Here is a 20,311-nt window from a genome sequence, read left to right as displayed (position 1 = left end):
TGGAAAAATCCGATTTATCATAATCGGGTTTTTCCATTTCAACCCAAGCATGATCAAAAGATACTGTGTTATCCTAATAATTTGCCTTACCTCTTGTGGCGTCTTCACTTCAAATATTCCACAGCCAAAAAGAGAGTTTAGAGGTGTTTGGATAGCCACAGTGGCCAACATAGACTGGCCTAAGAAGGGTACCGATGCCGTAAGTAAACAAAAATCCGATTATTTAACCATACTTAACTTTTATAAAGACTTAAATTTTAACGCGGTAATCGTTCAGATAAGAACAGCAGGAGACGCGCTCTACACTTCCCAATTGGCCCCATGGTCCCGTTTTCTTACCGGCACCGAGGGTATACCTCCAAATGGAAATGAAGATATATTGCCGTGGATGATAAAAGAGGCCCATAAACAGGGATTTGAATTCCACGCGTGGCTAAATCCATATCGGGCAACATTGGATTCCAATACCAAAATTTTAAGTGAATCTCACGATTATTATAAGCATCCCGAATGGATGATAAAATATGGTGAAAAACACTATTATAATCCGGGCATACCAGAAGTTCGTAGCCATCTACTAAAGGTTATGGACGAAGTGGTCCTAAATTATGATATTGATGCCGTACATTTTGATGATTATTTTTATCCCTATAAAATAAAAGACGAAGTCTTTAACGATTCACTAGCTTATGTAAGCTATGCCCTACCCCAACAAACATTGGAAGATTGGCGAAGAAGCAATGTGGATTCTTTGGTACAGGGTATCCATAAAAACATCAAAAAAAAGAAGCCATGGGTACAATTTGGCATTAGTCCGTTCGGTGTATGGAAAAATAAAGCAACAGATCCAAAAGGCTCAGATACCCAAGCAGGCCAGACCACCTATGAAGATCTTTATGCAGATCCCCTGCTCTGGATGGAAAAGGGTTGGATAGATTATTTGGTGCCGCAAGTATACTGGAGTATGGACTTGAATGTTGCATCGCACAGAAAAATTGTTTCCTGGTGGGCAGAAAATTCGGAAAATACCAATTTATATATTGGAAACGGTGCTTACAAGATTTATAACAATAGTGATCCCGCATGGGAAAAGAAAAAAGAGCTGCCACAACAATTGAAACTTTCTAGAAACACGGCGGCAGTAAGTGGTAACGTTTTTTTTAGTGCTAAATCGCTAATGAAAGAACGCGAGGCAGTGGTAAGGAACTTAAAAAGAAATTTCTACAAAAATGTTGCGCTACCCCCGGCATCTCCATTAATGGAAAATAGGTCACTTAACATCCCTAAATTAAAACAGGTATGGCAAAACAGGGATTCATTGAAAATAGCAATGGATTTTTCGGGAACCAACAGTATTAGAAACATACTGATCTATGCCTCAAGAAAAGACACCAAACTAAACACAGGTACTACCAAACAATTGCTTAGAAAGTTATACCACTCCGGAGAGGACTCTTTTCAAATCGCAAAAAAAGATTTGAAAGGCAAAAGACATCTTGCCTTAACATTTCTAGACCGCTATGGAAACGAAAGCACACCCATAGAACTAAATTTAAACCAAACAACCAATTATGATACAAAAAAATAAATGGGCTTGGGCTTGGATTCCAATTCTTTACTTCACGCAGGGCCTGCCCTATGTAATGGTTGTAACGGTATCGGTAATTATGTACAAAAAGCTAGGTGTCAGCAACGCGGATATTGGGCTTTATACCAGTTGGTTGTATCTGCCCTGGGTAATAAAACCATTATGGAGCCCACTTTTAGATCTAAAGAGTACGAAAAGAAATTGGTTTCTAAGTATGCAGTTGCTGATAGCGATCGCATTTTTAGGAGTTGGGCTTTCCCTTCCAACAAACATATTTTTTGTGACCTCCTTGGCCTGCTTTTGGATGGCGGCCTTCGCTTCGGCCACTAACGATATTGCAGCCGATGGCTATTATATGATAGGCCTTACGCAAGAAAAGCAGTCCTTCTTCGTAGGAGTTCGTAGTACCTTCTATAAGCTTTCAACCGTAACGGGACAGGGGCTTTTAGTGATCCTCGCAGGTTTTTTGGAAAACCATTATGGCGATAATACCAAAGCTTGGTCCATTACCATGGTTTGTGCCGCGGCAATGATGTTGGTATTAACCATCGCTAACTTTTTCACAACCCCAAAATTTGAATCCTCTGCGGCCATAGAACAAGACAAACCAACTGGCTTTTTAGAGGTTTTTTCATCGTTCTTTAGAAAATCGGGTATGGGTCTCTCCTTAGCTTTTGTCCTCTTCTTTAGGTTGGGGGAATCACAATTGGTTAAAATGGCCTCACCTTTTTTATTAGACTCTCCAGAAGTTGGTGGATTGGGTTATTCTACCGCCGAAGTAGGTACCATCTATGGCACTATAGGCGTTATTATGCTAACCGTTGGTGGAATCCTTGGGGGTGTATTGATTTCTAGGGATGGATTAAAAAAATGGATGCTACTCATGGTGCTCTCCCTAAATGTACCCAATGTTTTCTACGCGTTCCTTGCCATAACCAAAACCACCAGTCTTGTAGCAGTGGTCACTACCGTAGTATTGGAACAATTTGGTTATGGATTTGCCATTGCCGGCTTTATGGTCTTTCTTATTTATATAGCCGAAGGTGTATCAAAAACATCACATTACGCCATTGCCACAGGTTTTATGGCCTTGGGCATGATGCTACCGGGATTAATAAGTGGCTATGTTCAAGAATGGCTGGGCTATGACGGATTCTTTATTTGGGTAGTTATAGCTGCCTTACCCTCTATAATTCTTTTAAAATACATTAAATATCCTCCGAATTACGGAAAAAAAGTGGTCAGTGTTAATGAATAATATACCAACATATAGCGAAGCAAAGCTAAAGCTTACCCGAGAAGAAAAGATCGGGCAGTTTTTTATGCCCGCGGCTTTCATAAATGACACCGAAGAGGAAATAAAAAAATTGGAAGATCTGATCCGCTCTGAAGGTGTAGGCGGTCTATGCTTTTTCCATAGCAGAGCTAGTGCCGCCACCAATTTTGAAGGAAAAAAAGAAGTAATCTATAACGAAAATAGCCTAGATACGCTTAAACGATTGATAGATCGCTATCAAAAAATTGCCAAGTACCCATTACTAATCAGCATCGATGCCGAATGGGGACTTGCCATGCGCATAGAGAATACACCCCAATACCCATATGCCATGACGTTGGGCGCTATAAAAAATGGGGCCGAATTGTTGTATGAGGTAGGTAAAAACATTGCCCATGACTGTAAAAATTCAGGAATACATTGGAATTTATCCCCTGTAGCGGATATTAATAATAATCCCAATAATCCGGTTATTGGATACCGGTCCTTTGGTGAGGACAAGATTGAAGTTGCCCAAAAAGCTACCGCTTTTGTAAAAGGAACACAAAGTGAAGGTATACTAACAAGCGTAAAGCATTTCCCAGGACATGGGGATACAGCAACGGATTCGCACTTAGGCTTACCCGTAATTGATAAGTCTCAAAAAGATTTAATGGAAAATGAACTCTATCCTTTTGAACAACTAGTGAAGAGCGGGGTAGATTCGGTAATGGTAGGTCACTTGGCCGTACCTTCATTGACCAATGGTGAGGCAATCCCTGCTACCCTCTCCGATACCATCATCAAAGGGATTTTACGAACAGATTTTGGCTTTAAAGGTGTAGTAATTTCTGATGCACTGAACATGCATAGTGTGTCTAAGATGTATCCGGTAAAAGGAGAATTGGAATGGGTAGCTTTTAACGCTGGTAACGATGTTCTCTGTTTTACGGAACATATCAAAGAGGGCATTCAAACAATCTCAAAAAATGCCTCGGAAGACCAAATCGAAACAAGTTTTGAAAGAGTTTGGAGATTAAAGAAAAAGGCGTTGGATAATGCCCCCCAGACCTACAAAGATTCCTTAAACCCCCTAGACCTTAACCTCCGATTGGCACGGCAAAGCTTAACATTGGTAAAAGGAAGCGAACAAGACATTGCCAATTTTAGGGCAAGCACATTTGACGGGGTGACCGTAGGAAAAGTGGAAAAAAACTGCTTTTTGGAAACGCTCACCAACGCTTTGGGCGGTAACCAGAGTGTGTACAGCGACAAAATCGAAAGCCAAATTGAGGATTGTAAAAATATTGTTTTGGCAATTTTTCCCCCAGAAGTAAAGCCTACGGGCAATTTTGGTTTTACAGATCGGGAAGTTGCTTTTATAAACCACCTGATGGCTACAAAAAATGTGGTGGTTTATTTATTTGGCAATGCCTATTTTCTTGATAGAATTAGCATTGAAAAAGCAAAATCCGTTGTGGTGGCATATCAAAATTTTGAAGTCTTTCAACAAAATGCCGCACAGCATTTCACAGGTAAATTTACAGCTAACGGGCAACTGCCCATATCACTTAATTCATACGTAAAATGAAAAGCGAAATAATCGAATCTTGGGAAAAAAATGCGGAGGAATGGGTGCGTGTCATCGAAGAAAATCAAATTCAGTCGCGAAAGTTTACCAATGCTGCCATAGTAGAAACGGTGTCTAAAAGCAATGCCAACAAAATATTGGATATTGGCTGTGGAGAAGGGTGGCTTACCCGTAGTATTACAGAAATGGGTAAAACTGCCGTTGGTATCGATGCCATTGCCCCTTTGATTGAGAGTGCCAGGAAAAAAGGTCAAGAATCTTTTTATCAGCTAACCTATGAAGAGATAATAAATGGGCAAGAAATTCCTGAAGGGCCCTATGACTGTGCCGTCTTCAATTTTTGTCTTTATCTTAAGGATGGCCTCATCGATCTTCTAGTACAAACCAAAAAAACACTCAATGAAAATGGGACTATCATAATCCAGACCTTACATCCTTTCTTTCTTTTTCATCAAGGTTTGGCATACGGGAGTCAATGGGTAACAGATTCCTGGAAAGGTCTTCCCGGTAACTTTATAGAAGGACATGCCTGGTATGCCCGGACCTTCGCCGATTGGGTAGACGCTTTTGAAAAGTGTGATGTGAAAATCATTGCTGCAAGAGAAGTTATCAACGGCCAAGGAAAACCAATTTCATTAATTTTTACCATAGCCTAACATATGAAAAAGCACAAAGTTATAGGATTAATGTCCGGAACATCATTGGATGGACTGGATCTTGCCTATTGTCATATATGGAAAACAGACCATAAATGGGAGTTCGAAATCCTCAATACAAAGAGTATTTCCTATGATGCGGCCATGAGGAACAAACTCAAAAACTCCATCGATTTGGCTGCGGACGACCTATTGCTATTTAATAATTCTTATGGAACCTGGTTAGGACAAAAATCAAAAGAATTCATCAACGAAAATAATCTGGAGGTCGATTTTATAGCAAGTCATGGCCATACTACACATCATCAGCCAAAAAAAGGGTTAACCTATCAGATAGGTTCTGGACAACATCTGGCCAACGAATGTGGTCTTAAAGTGGTCTGCGACTTTAGGAGTAACGATATTGCCCTAGGCGGCGAAGGTGCCCCTCTGGTACCTATTGGTGATCGTCTATTCTTCGAAAACTTCGATTTTTGCCTCAATTTAGGCGGTATCAGCAACATTTCTTTTGAGCATCAGGGTAAACGCATAGCGTACGATATTGGTCTGGCCAACATGATTTTAAACCACATCACCCAAAAAATAGATCTTGCCTATGATGCTGGGGGCAAATTAGCCAGCACCGGGCAAATAAATCAAACCATGCTACAAAGGCTTAATGACCTACCCTACTATAGCCTGCCGTTTCCAAAATCTATTGGATACGAGTGGTTTGTGGAAGAGGTGGTCCCCATTGTAGAAGAAACTCATGATAGCATACCTAACCTCTTGTGCACCGGTATACATCATATTTGTGAACAGGTAGCCAAGGAAATTAAGGCCAACGCCCCTAAAAACAACAATAGCTTGTTTGTGGCCGGAGGGGGAGCTTTGAACGATTTTATGATTCAGACTTTACAAGCTAAGTTAGGTTCAGAAACCGAAGTGGCGGTTACTTCCAACACTTTAATTGAGTTTAAGGAAGCTTTGGTATTTGGTCTTATGGGTGTATTACGAATAGAAGGGGAGCCAAATGTGCTCTGCTCCGTCACTGGGGCTAAACGCGATTCTTGCAGTGGGGTAATCTATTTACCCTCTTAAGTATTTAGATCGTTTAAATAATGTGAAGTACCATTAAAACTAAAACACCATCAATTATGAAGTACTACTATGTTTACATCCTTCACTGTTCGGACAACCTTACGCACACAGGTATAACGGACAATTTATCAGCTAGTTATATTGCCCATCAACAGGGTATTGATAGTAGGTCTTTTACATATGAAAGAAGACCCATAAAACTGCTTTTTCATCAAAGTTTTGAAACCATTGAACAGGCCATCTATTTCGAGAACAAAATTAAAGATTGGAGCGAAAAAAAGAAACGTGCTTTAGCGTTCGGCAAGCTCGATCTATTCCAAATTTTGACCGAATGCAAGGCAGTGACCCAATTGGACGAGGAGAACGTTATTTGTGCCCCAAGCGTAAATCATACCCAAGAATACAGTATGTAGAAAATAGTAAAAACAGCATTTCGGAAACTTATAAAGGAATATTTCCGTGCTTCTTTTTAGGAAGTTCTATCTTTTTATTTTCCAACATGCTAAACGTTTTTATAAGCTTTCTTCTTGTATTTTGAGGTAATATCACCTCATCTATAAAACCTCTTCGAGCAGCCCTGTAGGGATTTGCAAATTTCTCGGCATATTCCGCTTCCTTTTCCGCCAATTTACCATCAGGATCTTCAGATGCCAGTATTTCTTTCCTAAAGATAATTTCACTTGCACCTTTTGCCCCCATAACGGCTATTTCCGCTGTAGGCCATGCGTAGTTAAAATCTGCCCCTATGTGCTTGGAGTTCATCACATCGTATGCTCCTCCATAGGCTTTTCTGGTTATTACCGTAACCCTGGGTACTGTTGCCTCGCTAAACGCATATAACAGTTTAGCACCATTGGTAATGATTGCGTTCCACTCCTGATCTGTTCCTGGCAAAAAACCCGGAACATCTACAAGTACAAGCAAGGGAATATTAAAACTATCGCAAAAGCGGGTAAACCTAGCTCCTTTTGCCGAGCTATTCACACAAAGAACACCTGCCAAGAACATAGGTTGATTTGCAATAATCCCGATACTTCGTCCTCCAAGTCTGGCAAAACCCACTATAATATTCTCTGCATAATCCTTATGGATTTCGTAAAACGAATCGGTATCTATAATTCCATGGATTACCTCGTGCATATCATAAGGCTTATTGGCATTATCCGGAATAATCTCCGAAAGTACGGTCCTAACCTCATCTTCCAATTCATAAGGATATTTTTTTACAGACTCTTTATTGCTCTGAGGTAAATATCCAAGTAGTTTTTTTACATCCTCCAAACAGCTTATATCGTTGGAAGATGTTTTGTGGGCCACCCCGGATTTGGAAGCATGGGTACTGGCACCTCCGAGCTCTTCAGAAGTAACTTCTTCATTGGTTACGGTCTTAACAACATTTGGACCTGTAACAAACATATAGCTGGTACCTTCTACCATCAACGTAAAATCCGTCATGGCTGGCGAATAAACGGCACCCCCCGCACAGGGACCCATGATGGCCGATATTTGTGGAATTACCCCAGATGCCCTTACATTTCTATAAAAGATATCGGCATAACCACCCAAAGACCTAACACCTTCTTGGATGCGTGCACCCCCAGAATCGTTCAATCCAATAATCGGTGCCCCAACTTTCATGGCCAAGTCCATTACTTTACAGATCTTTTCGGCATGTGTCTCCGATAACGCCCCACCAAAAACGGTAAAATCTTGGGCATAGATATATACCAAACGCCCGTCTATGGTACCATACCCTGTAATAACACCATCTCCGAAATAGACTTCTTTCTCCATTCCAAAGTCGGTTGTACGATGGGTTACCAAAATCCCCATTTCCTCAAAGGAGCCTTCATCTAGTAAATAATTTACCCGTTCGCGTGCGGTCAATTTCTTTTTCTGATGTTGTTTTTCTATACGCTGCCGGCCACCACCAAGCTTTGCCTGGGCTACTCTATCGTTAAGCTTTTGCAATTTTGGATCCATAGTCAAGTAGTTGGTATGCGGACCTTATTTTGGTCCTTATTATATTGTTTAAGTGCAATGATCGCTGCAATTTTTGCCTCTTCCCTGGCTTCTTTGAGCAAGGCTTGGGGCGAATAATAGTTTTTTATGAAATGCGTATCAAAATTACCAGAACGAAAGGCTTCATGATCAAAAACGAACTTCCCAAAACCGAGAGTTGTCATTACTCCTTCAATCTTGTAATCGTCTATGGCCTTAAGCATTCGTTGTATGGCCTCTTCCCTATTTGCTCCATAAGCGATAAGCTTGGACAACATGGGATCGTAGTAGATGGGTACATCCATTCCTTCCTCAAAACCATTATCTACGCGTACGCCTTCGCCTTTTGGCAATTTATAAGTCTCCAACATACCTACACTGGGCAAAAACTCGTTTAAAGGATCCTCTGCATACACCCTTAGCTCAACGGCATGCCCCATTATTTTTAGCTCTTCTTGGGTAATGGAAAGTTTTTCGCCCCTTGCAACCTTTATTTGTAGTGCTACCAAATCTACCCCTGTAATAAGTTCGGTCACCGGGTGCTCTACCTGCAATCTGGTATTCATTTCCAGGAAATAGAAGTTGTGCGATGCATCCATTAGAAATTCTACGGTACCTGCACCCACATAGTCGCAAGCCCTCGCCACATCTACCGCCGCCTCACCCATTTTTGCACGTAATTGCGGTGTTAGTATTACCGAAGGTGCCTCTTCCACAACTTTTTGGTGCCGCCTTTGAATGCTACACTCGCGTTCAAAGAAGTACAAAATATTGCCATGAGTATCTGCCATGATCTGAATCTCTATATGCCGGGGAGAACTTACATACTTTTCTATAAACACAGAACCGTCACCAAATGCCGATGTAGCTTCGCTAATGGCCCTATTCATTTGAGATTCTAAATTTTTTTCTTCTTCCACGATACGCATACCCTTTCCGCCACCCCCAGCGGAGGCTTTTATTAAAATCGGGAACCCAATTTCCTTGGCAATGGCCTTTGCTTTTTTTACATCGGAAATGGCTTCGTCAATGCCCGGAACCATCGGGATCTTATATTGTTTCACAGCTTCTTTGGCGGCGAGTTTACTTCCCATAGTGCGTATTGCCGCAGATTTTGGACCTATAAAAATGAGTCCGTTATTTTCTACAGCTTCCGCGAAATCGGCATTTTCACTTAAAAAACCGTAACCAGGATGAATACCATCTGCCCCCAGTTCTTTGGCCACCTCTATTATTTTATCCCCCAAGAGGTACGATTCGGAAGATGGCGCTTCGCCGATTAGAACGGCTTCGTCCGCAAATCTCACATGGGGTGCATTCCTATCTACCGTGGAATAAATGGCAACGGTTTTAATACCCATCTTCTGAGCGGTTTTCATAACCCGTACCGCTATTTCTCCCCTATTGGCAATTAATATCTTTTTCATCCCTATTATTATTCAAAAGCTATCAACAATTGTTTTTTAACTACTGCTTCGCCCTTGCTCACAGCTATACTTTTTATTATTCCATCCCTTGGGGAAGTAATAATATTTTCCATTTTCATAGCCTCCAAAATAAGCAACGTATCGCCTTCTTTCACCTGTTGTTTCTTGTCAACGGCTACATCCAATATCAACCCGGGCATTGGAGCCTCTATGGAACCTACATCTTTAGAAGTACCTATTTCAAATCCCATTTCTTTTATCAACTGATCTAGTTCATCTTGTAAGTTTACGGTATATAGATTACCATTAACATTAACGGTATAACGCTTGGAATTGAAATCGGAATGAATAATTTCCACATTATAGGGCTTATTGTCCTTAAGAATATGATATTTGTTTGGAGCGGTGTTAAAAACATCTGTTTTTGAAACATCATCCATAGAAACGTCCAATTCCATGTCGTTGTTTACAATTGCCTTAAAAGAATTTTCCATATACAAAACGGTTGTAATTTGTTGCTAACATAAAAATAGGGCTTAATGTGGTTTCTACGATACCTGTCCTAAATTTTATTGCAATAAATACCGCTAACCCTTAAAAAATAATTGGACCGTACAAAGAAGTTTTATGTTCCAAAGTTAGCCCTCAAAAATGCCTCGGGTTATGAAATATATCATGTTTTAATGCACTAGATTCTTGTATCTATGCAACTTACAAGACTTTGAATGTTATAGTTAGTGTCGTCTCAAATATGTATTTTTGGGTCAAAACAAATAAGCATGCTTATTATCGGGATAGCGGGTGGCACCGGTTGTGGAAAAACCACGGTTGTAAATCAGATCATTAACGAACTTCCGAACGAGGAGGTAGGTGTTATATCTCAAGATTCTTACTATAACGATCTTTCTCACCTCACCTATGAGGAACGTACTAAAATTAATTATGACCACCCAAGGGCCATAGATTTTGACCTACTGGCAGATCATCTTACCCTATTAAAAAAAGGGAAGGCTGTGGACCAACCCGTATACTCCTTTCCAAAACACAATCGGACAAAAAATACACTGAGGACCCACCCTACCAAGGTAATGATCGTGGAAGGGATTCTAATAATGACCAACCCAAAAATCCGCGATATGTTCGATATAAAAATATTTGTGCATGCGGACTCGGACGAGCGACTTATACGCAGATTAAAAAGAGATATCAATGAACGTGGTAGGGACTTGGAAGAAGTTTTAACCCGATACCAAACTACCCTTAAGCCCATGCACGATCAGTTTATTGAACCTACTAAGGAATATGCCGATATCATAATCCCAAACAATAACTACAACACTGTGGCGGTAGACATTGTACGTACAATAATCAACGAAAAACTTGCGTAGGCAACTATGGGACTGAAAGATTTAAGAAACAAAAAATGGTTTTCGCTAATGACCAATATCTATGTTTTGGTTCTTTCCGTTTTTGTGATCTGGATGGTTTTTTTTGATACAAATTCGGTCTTTATCCATTGGGAATTAAAAAAGGAGATTAAAAACCTGGAAAAACAACGCGAATTTTTACGAGAAGAAATTGCCAAAGACAAAAAGGTAATTGAAAAACTGTCCGATAAAAAAGAGTTGGAAAAATTTGCTCGGGAACAGTATTACCTAAAGAAAAAAAACGAGGAGATTTATTTGATTGAATACGAGGATAGCCTTAAGAATGAAAAAAATGAGTAAGAATAGCTTGTTTGATGAATTCGATGAAGTTTCGGCCAAGGCTTGGAAACAGAAAATCCAATTTGACCTAAAAGGTGAAGATTATAACGATTCTTTGGTTTGGGAAACTGCGGAAGGCATTAAGGTAAAGCCTTTTTACAACCATGAAGACCTAAAAAATGATGCATCGGCGGGTGTATCACCACCCTCTCCATGGCATATTGCCCAAGCTATTTATGCGGGTAATGCGGCACTGGCCAATGCCAAAGCAATCAAAACTGTGGCAGATGGCGCCCAAAGCTTAATTTTCATTGTTCCTTCCAAAGACATCGATATTAAAAATCTGCAAGCAGGTGATAGCCTAAGGGATATCCCGATTCATTTTCAATTTCAATTTTTAGATCTCGAATATTTAGAGCAGTATATAGCTGTTAAAAATGTGCGTACCGCTCCTACTTTTTTTAATCTGGATATTGTTGGAAACCTTGCTAGAACGGGGAACTGGTTTTTCAATCTAAACAAGGACCATGAAGTCATTGATAAAATACTACAAAAAACCGCGCATAAAGATTACCTCAATGTGCTTGGTGTAGATATTTCGCTATATCAAAATGCTGGGGCAAATAGTGTGCAAGAATTGGCGTATGGGTTGGCCCATGCCAACGAGTACCTAAACCGTTATAAATTAGATGCCTCACAGCAGATTACCTTCACCATTTCGGTGGGCGGCAACTATTTCCTTGAAATTGCAAAACTAAGGGCTTTACGCCTACTATGGCGTACCTTGGCCGCGGAGTACGGAGTTAACGAGGAGTGCCATATTATTGCCAAACCTAGCAGGAGAAACAAAACGCTTTACGATTACAACGTTAATATGCTAAGGACCACCATGGAATGTATGTCGGCCATAATCGGTGGCGCCAATACCGTTTGCAATTTGCCCTATGATGCCATTTATCATAAAGAAAATGAGTTTGGCGAGCGAATAGCGAAAAATCAATTACTGATATTGCAGCACGAAAGTTATTTTGACAAGGTTGCCAATCCGGCTGATGGATCGTATTACATTACCTCTTTAACCACTCAATTGTCACAAAAGGCGCTGCAGTTGTTTAAGGACATCGAAAAAAATGGTGGTTTTTTAAAACAGCTAAAGGAACATACCATACAGAAGAAAATAAAGGAAAGTGCAGATAAAGAACAGCAACTTTTTAATGAAAAAAAGCAGGTTTTAGTAGGTGCAAACAGCTATATATTGGCCTCGGACACCATGAAAACAGATCTAGAGCTCTATCCCTTTATGAAAAGGAACAGCCGCAAAACACTTTTAGAGCCTATTTTGGAAAGACGATTGGCGGAAGACCTAGAGCAAAAACGGCTAAAAGATGAGTAGAAAAAATCTGCAACATATTACCTTGGAACCCCGGCCCAAAAACGGCAGGGAAGGAACAATAAGTGTATTGGAAGACCAGAAATCCTCTTTCCAAATTGCCGAAGGCATCCCGATTAAACCTGTTTATTCTGAAAAAGATATTGAAACACTTTCCCATTTACATTTTGGAGCGGGCATACCTCCTTACCTAAGAGGTCCGTATACTACAATGTATGTTAGAAGACCATGGACCATTAGACAATATGCAGGGTTTTCAACCGCAGAAGAGAGTAATGCCTTTTACAGAAGAAATTTGGCAGCAGGCCAAAAAGGACTTTCCATAGCCTTTGACCTACCTACCCATAGAGGTTACGATAGTGATCATGAGCGGGTTGTGGGAGACGTTGGTAAAGCTGGTGTAGCCATAGATTCTATAGAGGATATGAAAATTTTGTTCAACGGTATCCCCCTGGACAAAATGTCCGTATCCATGACAATGAACGGGGCCGTATTGCCCATTATGGCTTTCTACATAGCCGCAGCAGAAGAACAAGGGGTTTCCCTAGACCAGTTATCGGGTACAATACAGAACGATATCCTAAAGGAGTTCATGGTGCGCAACACCTATATTTATCCCCCGGCGCCATCCATGCAGATCGTTACCGATATTTTTGAATACGCCAGTAAATACATGCCCAAGTTTAACAGCATTAGTATTTCTGGGTATCATATGCAAGAGGCCGGAGCAACTGCCGATATAGAATTGGCTTACACCCTGGCCGATGGTTTAGAGTACATTAGAACTGGTTTAAAAGCCGGTTTGGATATAGACAGTTTTGCGCCACGACTTTCCTTTTTCTGGGCAATTGGGATGAATCATTTTGTAGAAATTGCCAAACTACGTGCAGGTAGGATGTTATGGGCCAAACTTGTAGCGCCATTTAACCCTAAGAACGAAAAATCATTGATACTTAGAACACATTGCCAAACCAGTGGATGGAGCCTTACGGAGCAAGACCCCTTTAACAATGTGGCAAGAACAACCATAGAGGCGGCAGCAGCAGCCTTTGGAGGAACACAGAGCCTACACACCAATGCCTTGGATGAGGCCATAGCCCTTCCCACCGATTTTTCGGCCAGAATAGCGCGTAACACACAAATTTTCTTACAAGAAGAGACCAAAATAACCAAAACCGTAGATCCTTGGGGAGGTAGCTATTATGTAGAATATTTAACCGATGAAATTGCAAAAAAAGCTTGGAAACTAATTCAGGAAGTTGAGGATTTGGGTGGTATGACCAAAGCTATTGAAGCCGGAATTCCAAAAATGAGAATAGAGGAGGCAGCGGCCAAAAAACAAGCGCGAATAGATAGTGGCCAGGATGTTATTGTGGGTGTCAATAAATACCAACTTGACAAAGAAGATCCGTTACATATTTTGGAAGTGGATAATGATATGGTTAGAAACCAGCAATTGGCCCGTTTGGCATCCGTTAAAAAACTGCGGGATGCAGATACCGTAGAAAAGACCTTGCAAAGGTTAAGGGAAGCTGCCAAAGCAAAATTGGTATCTACCGCTGGCGGGGAAGCACAAAATTTGTTAGCTTTAGCGGTAGAAGCCGCCAAAGCAAGGGCAACGCTGGGTGAGATAAGCACCGCCTTAGAAACTGCTTTCGGTAGGCACAAAGCCGTAATTAAATCATTTGTAGGCGTGTATTCCAAAGAAATAAAAGACGATGAGAGTTTTAAAACGGCAAGGGATATTGCAGATCAATTTGCAGAAAAGGAAGGTCGGAGACCACGGATAATGATCGCCAAAATGGGGCAAGACGGCCATGATAGAGGCGCTAAAGTAGTAGCCACGGGCTACGCAGATCTTGGTTTTGATGTGGATATAGGTCCTCTTTTCCAAACTCCGGAAGAAGTTGCTAAACAAGCCGTGGAAAATGATGTGCATATTTTAGGCGTATCATCATTAGCTGGCGGACATAAAACGTTGGTTCCCAAAGTGATAGAGGAACTAAAAAGTTACGGCAGGGAAGATATCATGGTCATTATAGGTGGTGTTGTCCCAAAGCAAGATTATCAATTTTTGTTTGATGCGGGTGCAGTGGCCGTTTTTGGACCGGGCACAAAAATTAGCGAAGCCGCCATTCAAATATTGGAAATATTATTAGATGAACCCGATGCATAAGCAATATGACTTGGAATGAAAGTTTGGCAAACTACGATAAGATCATAGCCTTAAACCCCGGGTTTGAAAGAAAAGGCAAGACCATGCCATATACTTCGGCAAACGGTCATATGTTTTCACAATTGAACAAAGCTGGGGAATTGGGTATAAGACTTCCAAAAGATGTGCGACAGCAATTCTTAAACGACTATGATAGTGGTCCGTTTATGTCTTATGGGGCCGTAATGAGAGAGTATGTTTTGGTACCCAAAGAACTCTGCGAAAATCTGGAAGCAATTTCTAGTTATATGGATATTGCACATACCTATGTAAATTCACTACCGGCAAAGAGTAGCAAGAAACGCTAAGGAAGCTAGCCCTTACCAAAAGAATCGTTATGAGCCCAAGAAGCTCCCGGAAGCCAAGAAATTATGCAAGATTCCGTTTAAACAAGACATCTTAATTGCCTAAAGGGCATAACTTTAACTGACTTTAACGCAATACACTATAGTTATTCACTTTGTGTTAACAAAATACATTTTTTAGCATGCTAAATAATCGTATTTTTAACCCCTAACTTACTATGATAATGGGCAAAATTATTGCTATCGCAAATCAGAAAGGCGGTGTGGGTAAAACCACGACCACGGTAAACCTAGCAGCCTCGCTAGGAGTACTGGAAAAGAAGGTGCTATTGATAGATGCGGATCCCCAAGCAAATGCCACATCTGGTTTAGGAATAGATGTAGATGCCGTTGAGATGGGTACTTATCAATTATTGGAGCACACAAAATCTGCCGAGCAAACCATAATGGCGACCTCATCGCCCAATGTAGACCTCATTCCCTCGCACATAGATCTTGTAGCCATTGAAATAGAACTTGTGGACAAGGATGATCGCGAGTATATGATGAAAAAGGCCATTGGTCACCTTAGGGAAATTTATGATTATGTACTAATAGATTGCGCCCCTTCTTTGGGGTTATTGACCTTAAACGCATTAACGGCCGCGGATTCCGTTATTATACCCATTCAATGTGAATATTTTGCGTTGGAAGGTCTTGGAAAACTACTTAATACCATAAAAAGTGTTCAAAAAATCCACAATGCCGATCTGGATATCGAAGGATTGTTATTGACGATGTTCGACTCTAGATTACGTCTTTCCAATCAGGTAGTGGAAGAAGTAAAGAAACACTTTGAGGATATGGTCTTCCATACCATTATTCAAAGAAATGTAAGGCTTAGTGAAGCGCCAAGTTATGGAGAGAGCATTATCAAATACGATGCAAGCAGTAAGGGCGCTGCCAATTATCTAAATTTGGCCAACGAGATAGTTAAGAAAAATAAGGAGAAGGTATAATGGCAAAGGCAACGAAAAAACAAGCTTTGGGCAGGGGCCTTTCCGCCCTTTTGAAGGATCCTGACAATGATATAAAATCGGTTTCGGACAAAAATGCCGATAAGGTTGTCGGTAACATTGTTGAGCTAGATGTGGAAGCCATTGAGGTAAATCCATTTCAGCCCAGATCTAACTTTAATGAAGAGGCCCTTAAAGAATTGGCAACTTCAATAAAGGAGTTAGGTGTTATACAGCCCATAACCGTTAGGAAACTAGATTTTAACAAGTATCAACTGGTTTCAGGCGAAAGAAGGTTCAGGGCTTCAAAACTTATTGGTCTGGAGACCATACCATCTTATATCAGAATTGCAAACGACCAGGAATCGTTGGAGATGGCCTTGGTGGAAAATATTCAACGCCAAGACTTAGATCCCATTGAAATTGCATTGTCTTACCAAAGACTTATCGATGAAATTCAGTTGACACAGGAGAAGCTTAGCGATAGGGTAGGCAAAAAAAGATCTACCATTACCAATTATATGCGCTTATTACGGTTAGATCCCATAATACAAACAGGTATCAGAGATGGTTTTGTAAGCATGGGACATGGAAGGGCCTTGGTGAACATAGAAAAGAAAGATGACCAAATTGCACTTTACGAGCGCATCGTTAAAGACAACTTATCCGTTAGGGACACAGAAAGGGCTGTTAAGGACTATCATGAAAAACATTATGATGGTAACGAAACTACTTCGAATAAGAAGGTTGAAACACCCGATTTTGTAAAAGCGGGTATCTATGATTTTAAAAATTTCCTGTCTGCCAAAGTAGATATAAAAGCTTCCTCTAACGGTAAAGGCAAAATAACCATCCCTTTTCACTCAAAAGAAGAGTTCCAGCGTCTTAAAAAATTGATGACCGGTGAGTAAAAACTTATGTTTTTTATGGGCTTTTTTGCTTTGTTCCTGCATAAGCTATGCTCAAGAAGGTACAGAGATCGATAGCTTGGAAACCGACCTAAAAGGCAAAGGCATTGTTGTAGACTCCATAGTAAAGAAAAAAATAAACCCCCTTGCACCCAGCAAAGCGGCGTTCTATTCTGCCGTACTACCCGGGTTGGGACAAATCTATAATAAACGATGGTGGAAGGTTCCAATTGTATACGGAGCTATAGGTACAGGAGTATATGCCTATATCTTTAATAACAATGAATACAACCGTTTTAGGGATGCTTTTAAGAGAAGAAAAGCTGGGTTTACCGATGATGAGTTTTATGATTTTACCCCGGATGATGGGGAAACGCCGACAACACCTGATTTTTCGGACGAAGCCCTTCAGGATGCTCAAGAACGCTTTCAGCGCGATCGTGATTTGGCATTATTGATAACCATAGGATTGTATGCCTTGAATATTATCGATGCCAATGTAGATTCGCATCTAAAACAATACAATATCGATGACGACCTAAGTCTAGATATAAAACCCTATTTAGAATATAACCCAATCACTTCCAATCCAAATTATGGGATGGCACTGACGATTAAATTTTAAGTTATGAATATAGCCTTGTTCGGGTACGGGAAAATGGGTAAAATGCTAGAACTTACAGCAGAGAAAAGAGGTCACAAGATTGTTGCAAAAATTGATGTGGACACCGTTGATGTAGATTACTCCAATATCGATGTGGCGATAGATTTTAGCACCCCCACAGCAGCATTCGATAATATTAAAAGCTGTTTAGAACGTAACATCCCCATTATATCGGGAACAACGGGGTGGCTTTCGGATTATGATAAGGCCGTGGCGTTATGCGAAAAGAAAAAGGGCGCGTTTATCTATGCTTCCAACTTCAGTTTGGGTGTAAACGTTTTTTTTGAGTTGAATTCACATTTGGCCAAAATGATGAAAAATCTGAAACAGTATGATGTTTCCATGGAAGAAATCCATCATACCCATAAGTTAGACGCCCCCAGTGGCACTGCTATAAGTTTGGCCGAAGATATTATACAGCATACCAATTACACAGCTTGGCGTTTGGAAAATGCTTCAGAAAATACAATTCCTATCACTTCCAAGCGCATTGGAGAAGTTCCGGGCACACATACCGTTACATACGCAAGTGAAGTAGATCAAATACAAATAACCCATGCAGCCCATAATCGTGAAGGTTTTGCTTTGGGAGCCATAATAGCGGCAGAATGGATCATTGATAAAACGGGCGTATTTTCAATGAAAGATGTGTTAAACCTTGGTTAAGGAATGTAACATTTTTGATATTAACGTACTTATGGAAAGTACAGAGCAAAAAACAACAGTAAACATAGGCCATTGGGACGGGAGCTAGGTATATAGCTTCCAAAACCAAGACGGACCAACAAATACAAATATTATGGACGGTACGCAGTGGATTCTTTTTATTCTGATAGTACAGATCATTCATTTTCTGGGAACTTGGAAACTATACGTAAAGGCCGGTAGAAAAGCCTGGGAAGCGGCGGTCCCCGTATACAATGCCATCGTATTGATGCAAATAATAAGACGGCCAAAATGGTGGGTACTGCTGCTCTTTATCCCAATCATTAATTTGCTGATGTTTCCGGTGGTTTGGATAGAGACCTTAAGAAGTTTTGGAAAAAATACGCTTTTAGATACTTGGTTGGTAATCCTCACCCTTGGTTTTTACATTTACTACGTAAACTACACACAAGACGTTACTTATGTTGAAAATAGGAGCCTGCACCCAAAGACCGGTTTGGGAGAATGGGTAAGTTCCATAGTCTTTGCCATTGTGGCGGCCACCTTGGTACATACCTATTTTATTCAACCATATGTTATCCCTACAGGTTCTTTAGAACGGACCCTTAGAATTGGCGATTTTCTCTTTGTAAGTAAATTTCATTATGGTGCAAGGGTGCCAATGACAACCATAGCGGCTCCCATGGTACACGATACTATTCCGGGTCTTGGAATAAGGTCTTACCTTAATAAACCCCAACTACCCTATTTTAGGCTACCTGGTTTTAAGAAGGTCAAAAAAAATGATATTGTAGTTTTCAGCTGGCCTGCGGATACGGTAAGACGCTTTTTTAAGCGGGAAGAAGGTGTTAAAAAACCATTCGATAAAAAATCGAACTATGTAAAACGTTGTGTGGGAACCCCAGGAGATTCCCTAGCGGTAGTAGATGGGTATGTCTTTGTTAATGGAAAACAATTGCAGCTCTCCGATAGGGCAAAACCTCAGTACGACTATCAAGTGTATGCCCAAAAAGGTGTTTCTTCTCGCATGCTTGTGGAACTGGGCATCACGGATTTTAATCGAAAGTACATTTCCGGACCGCTGAGCCAAAGTCAATATAGCGGCATCTCGGGATATCTACTAGGAGCCAATCAAAATGACAAAGGACAAATAGAATTATACACTAAAAACAATGGCATCCCGGCCAAAGTAATTCAAAAATATGGCCTTTCGTTAAAAGAGGAAACAGGAAGACAACGTTTAGTTACATTAACGGATGCCATGGTTGCCAAACTTAAAAGAAATTCTGCCGTAGATTCTGTAATAAAAGTTATAGAACCAAAGGGGCAGCAGGGATTCAATATTTTTCCCCAACATCCGGATCACCCTTGGAACAATGACAATTTTGGACCTATCTATATCCCAGAAGCGGGCAAGACGGTTCCTTTAAACCTTAACGTGCTACCCATCTACAAAAAGATAATCAAAGATTATGAAGGTAACGCCATAAGCGTAAATGGTAACCAAATTAGCCTTAATGGCAAGGTTGTAAATACGTACACGTTTAAACAGGATTATTATTGGATGATGGGAGATAACAGGGACCATTCCGAAGACAGTAGAGCATGGGGGTACGTTCCTGAAAACCATATCGTGGGAACTCCTGTTTTTATTTGGATGAGCTTCGATAATTTTAACGATGGGGTCGCCAATTGGAAACCAAGATGGGATCGTATATTTACAACGGTCAATGGGGATGGTGAACCACAATCCTATTTTAAGTACTTTCTGATGTTATTGGCCGGATGGTTCGTTTTTGACTTCTTCCGAAAAAGAAAACGGGGTAAAAAATAGTTTTAAAAGTAAATAAATACAAATCGATAT

General features: G+C 40.6%; 19 protein-coding genes. 16 read left to right on the top strand and 3 right to left on the bottom strand.

Features of this window, described 5'->3' with window-relative positions; translation table 11 throughout:
* Positions 1-49: 49 nt before the first annotated feature.
* The 6 genes from ACEQ81_RS14185 to ACEQ81_RS14160 are packed head-to-tail and all read left to right on the top strand — an operon-like array spanning position 50 to position 6,583.
* Positions 50-1,588, top strand: coding sequence for a glycoside hydrolase family 10 protein (locus ACEQ81_RS14185; protein WP_411031561.1), 1,539 nt, complete (start codon positions 50-52; stop codon positions 1,586-1,588).
* Complete coding sequence (locus tag ACEQ81_RS14180) at positions 1,572-2,846, top strand: MFS transporter (protein WP_411031560.1); 1,275 nt, start codon at positions 1,572-1,574, stop codon at positions 2,844-2,846. The genes ACEQ81_RS14185 and ACEQ81_RS14180 overlap by 17 nt, the downstream gene beginning before the upstream one ends.
* Complete coding sequence (locus ACEQ81_RS14175; RefSeq protein ID WP_411031559.1) at positions 2,839-4,434, top strand: glycoside hydrolase family 3 protein; 1,596 nt, start codon at positions 2,839-2,841, stop codon at positions 4,432-4,434. Before ACEQ81_RS14180 ends, ACEQ81_RS14175 begins: the two co-directional genes overlap by 8 nt.
* On the top strand, positions 4,431-5,090 hold the full coding sequence (locus ACEQ81_RS14170) for a class I SAM-dependent methyltransferase (RefSeq protein WP_411031558.1): 660 nt from the start codon (positions 4,431-4,433) through the stop codon (positions 5,088-5,090). The genes ACEQ81_RS14175 and ACEQ81_RS14170 overlap by 4 nt, the downstream gene beginning before the upstream one ends.
* 3 nt (positions 5,091-5,093) lie before the next feature.
* Positions 5,094-6,170: an anhydro-N-acetylmuramic acid kinase gene (locus ACEQ81_RS14165; RefSeq protein WP_411031557.1), complete on the top strand. Its 1,077-nt coding sequence runs from the start codon at positions 5,094-5,096 to the stop codon at positions 6,168-6,170.
* A 56-nt stretch (positions 6,171-6,226) separates the two neighbouring features.
* The gene (locus ACEQ81_RS14160) at positions 6,227-6,583 is read left to right on the top strand and encodes a GIY-YIG nuclease family protein (RefSeq protein WP_411031556.1); all 357 of its coding nucleotides are present in this window, start codon (positions 6,227-6,229) and stop codon (positions 6,581-6,583) included.
* Positions 6,584-6,611: 28 nt separating this feature from the next.
* On the opposite strand, the gene ACEQ81_RS14155 is transcribed toward ACEQ81_RS14160, so the two are convergent.
* From ACEQ81_RS14155 to ACEQ81_RS14145, 3 genes are read right to left on the bottom strand one after another with little or no spacing between them, the layout of a single operon-like run.
* Positions 6,612-8,153: an acyl-CoA carboxylase subunit beta gene (locus tag ACEQ81_RS14155; protein ID WP_411031555.1), complete on the bottom strand. Its 1,542-nt coding sequence runs from the start codon at positions 8,151-8,153 to the stop codon at positions 6,612-6,614.
* A 2-nt stretch (positions 8,154-8,155) separates the two neighbouring features.
* Positions 8,156-9,598 carry an acetyl-CoA carboxylase biotin carboxylase subunit gene (gene accC / locus ACEQ81_RS14150; protein WP_411031554.1) on the bottom strand — a complete coding sequence of 481 codons (1,443 nt, stop codon included), beginning with the start codon at positions 9,596-9,598 and terminating at the stop codon, positions 8,156-8,158.
* An 8-nt stretch (positions 9,599-9,606) separates the two neighbouring features.
* The gene (locus tag ACEQ81_RS14145) at positions 9,607-10,092 is read right to left on the bottom strand and encodes a biotin/lipoyl-containing protein (RefSeq protein ID WP_411031553.1); all 486 of its coding nucleotides are present in this window, start codon (positions 10,090-10,092) and stop codon (positions 9,607-9,609) included.
* Positions 10,093-10,377: 285 nt separating this feature from the next.
* On the opposite strand from ACEQ81_RS14145, the gene udk reads away from it, so the two are divergent.
* The 10 genes from udk to lepB all read left to right on the top strand — a co-directional run bounded on the left by udk (position 10,378) and on the right by lepB (position 20,281).
* Positions 10,378-10,986 carry a uridine kinase gene (gene udk, locus ACEQ81_RS14140; RefSeq protein WP_411031552.1) on the top strand — a complete coding sequence of 203 codons (609 nt, stop codon included), beginning with the start codon at positions 10,378-10,380 and terminating at the stop codon, positions 10,984-10,986.
* A 6-nt stretch (positions 10,987-10,992) separates the two neighbouring features.
* Positions 10,993-11,325: an FtsB family cell division protein gene (locus ACEQ81_RS14135; RefSeq protein WP_411031551.1), complete on the top strand. Its 333-nt coding sequence runs from the start codon at positions 10,993-10,995 to the stop codon at positions 11,323-11,325.
* Positions 11,318-12,697, top strand: a complete 1,380-nt coding sequence (locus ACEQ81_RS14130; protein ID WP_411031550.1) for a methylmalonyl-CoA mutase subunit beta — start codon at positions 11,318-11,320, stop codon at positions 12,695-12,697. Before ACEQ81_RS14135 ends, ACEQ81_RS14130 begins: the two co-directional genes overlap by 8 nt.
* Positions 12,690-14,870: a methylmalonyl-CoA mutase gene (gene scpA, locus ACEQ81_RS14125; RefSeq protein WP_411031549.1), complete on the top strand. Its 2,181-nt coding sequence runs from the start codon at positions 12,690-12,692 to the stop codon at positions 14,868-14,870. Before ACEQ81_RS14130 ends, scpA begins: the two co-directional genes overlap by 8 nt.
* A gap of 5 nt (positions 14,871-14,875) precedes the next feature.
* The gene (locus tag ACEQ81_RS14120) at positions 14,876-15,217 is read left to right on the top strand and encodes a hypothetical protein (RefSeq protein WP_411031548.1); all 342 of its coding nucleotides are present in this window, start codon (positions 14,876-14,878) and stop codon (positions 15,215-15,217) included.
* A 221-nt stretch (positions 15,218-15,438) separates the two neighbouring features.
* Positions 15,439-16,212, top strand: coding sequence for a ParA family protein (locus ACEQ81_RS14115; protein WP_411031547.1), 774 nt, complete (start codon positions 15,439-15,441; stop codon positions 16,210-16,212).
* Positions 16,212-17,120, top strand: a complete 909-nt coding sequence (locus ACEQ81_RS14110) for a ParB/RepB/Spo0J family partition protein (protein WP_411031546.1) — start codon at positions 16,212-16,214, stop codon at positions 17,118-17,120. Before ACEQ81_RS14115 ends, ACEQ81_RS14110 begins: the two co-directional genes overlap by 1 nt.
* Entirely contained in the window at positions 17,113-17,742 is a 630-nt protein-coding gene (locus ACEQ81_RS14105) for a DUF5683 domain-containing protein (protein ID WP_411031545.1), read from the top strand. The genes ACEQ81_RS14110 and ACEQ81_RS14105 overlap by 8 nt, the downstream gene beginning before the upstream one ends.
* A gap of 3 nt (positions 17,743-17,745) precedes the next feature.
* Positions 17,746-18,447 carry a 4-hydroxy-tetrahydrodipicolinate reductase gene (gene dapB, locus ACEQ81_RS14100; RefSeq protein ID WP_411031544.1) on the top strand — a complete coding sequence of 234 codons (702 nt, stop codon included), beginning with the start codon at positions 17,746-17,748 and terminating at the stop codon, positions 18,445-18,447.
* Between the two features lie 133 nt (positions 18,448-18,580).
* Positions 18,581-20,281, top strand: coding sequence for a signal peptidase I (gene lepB, locus ACEQ81_RS14095; RefSeq protein WP_411031543.1), 1,701 nt, complete (start codon positions 18,581-18,583; stop codon positions 20,279-20,281).
* Positions 20,282-20,311 lie beyond the last annotated feature (30 nt).

This window comes from Spongiimicrobium sp. 3-5, from assembly GCF_046557915.1.
In the GTDB taxonomy this organism is placed as follows: domain Bacteria; phylum Bacteroidota; class Bacteroidia; order Flavobacteriales; family Flavobacteriaceae; genus JBHEBG01.
The sequence above is the reverse complement of the archived record's forward strand: the minus strand, read 5'-3'. Positions and strand labels throughout refer to the sequence as shown.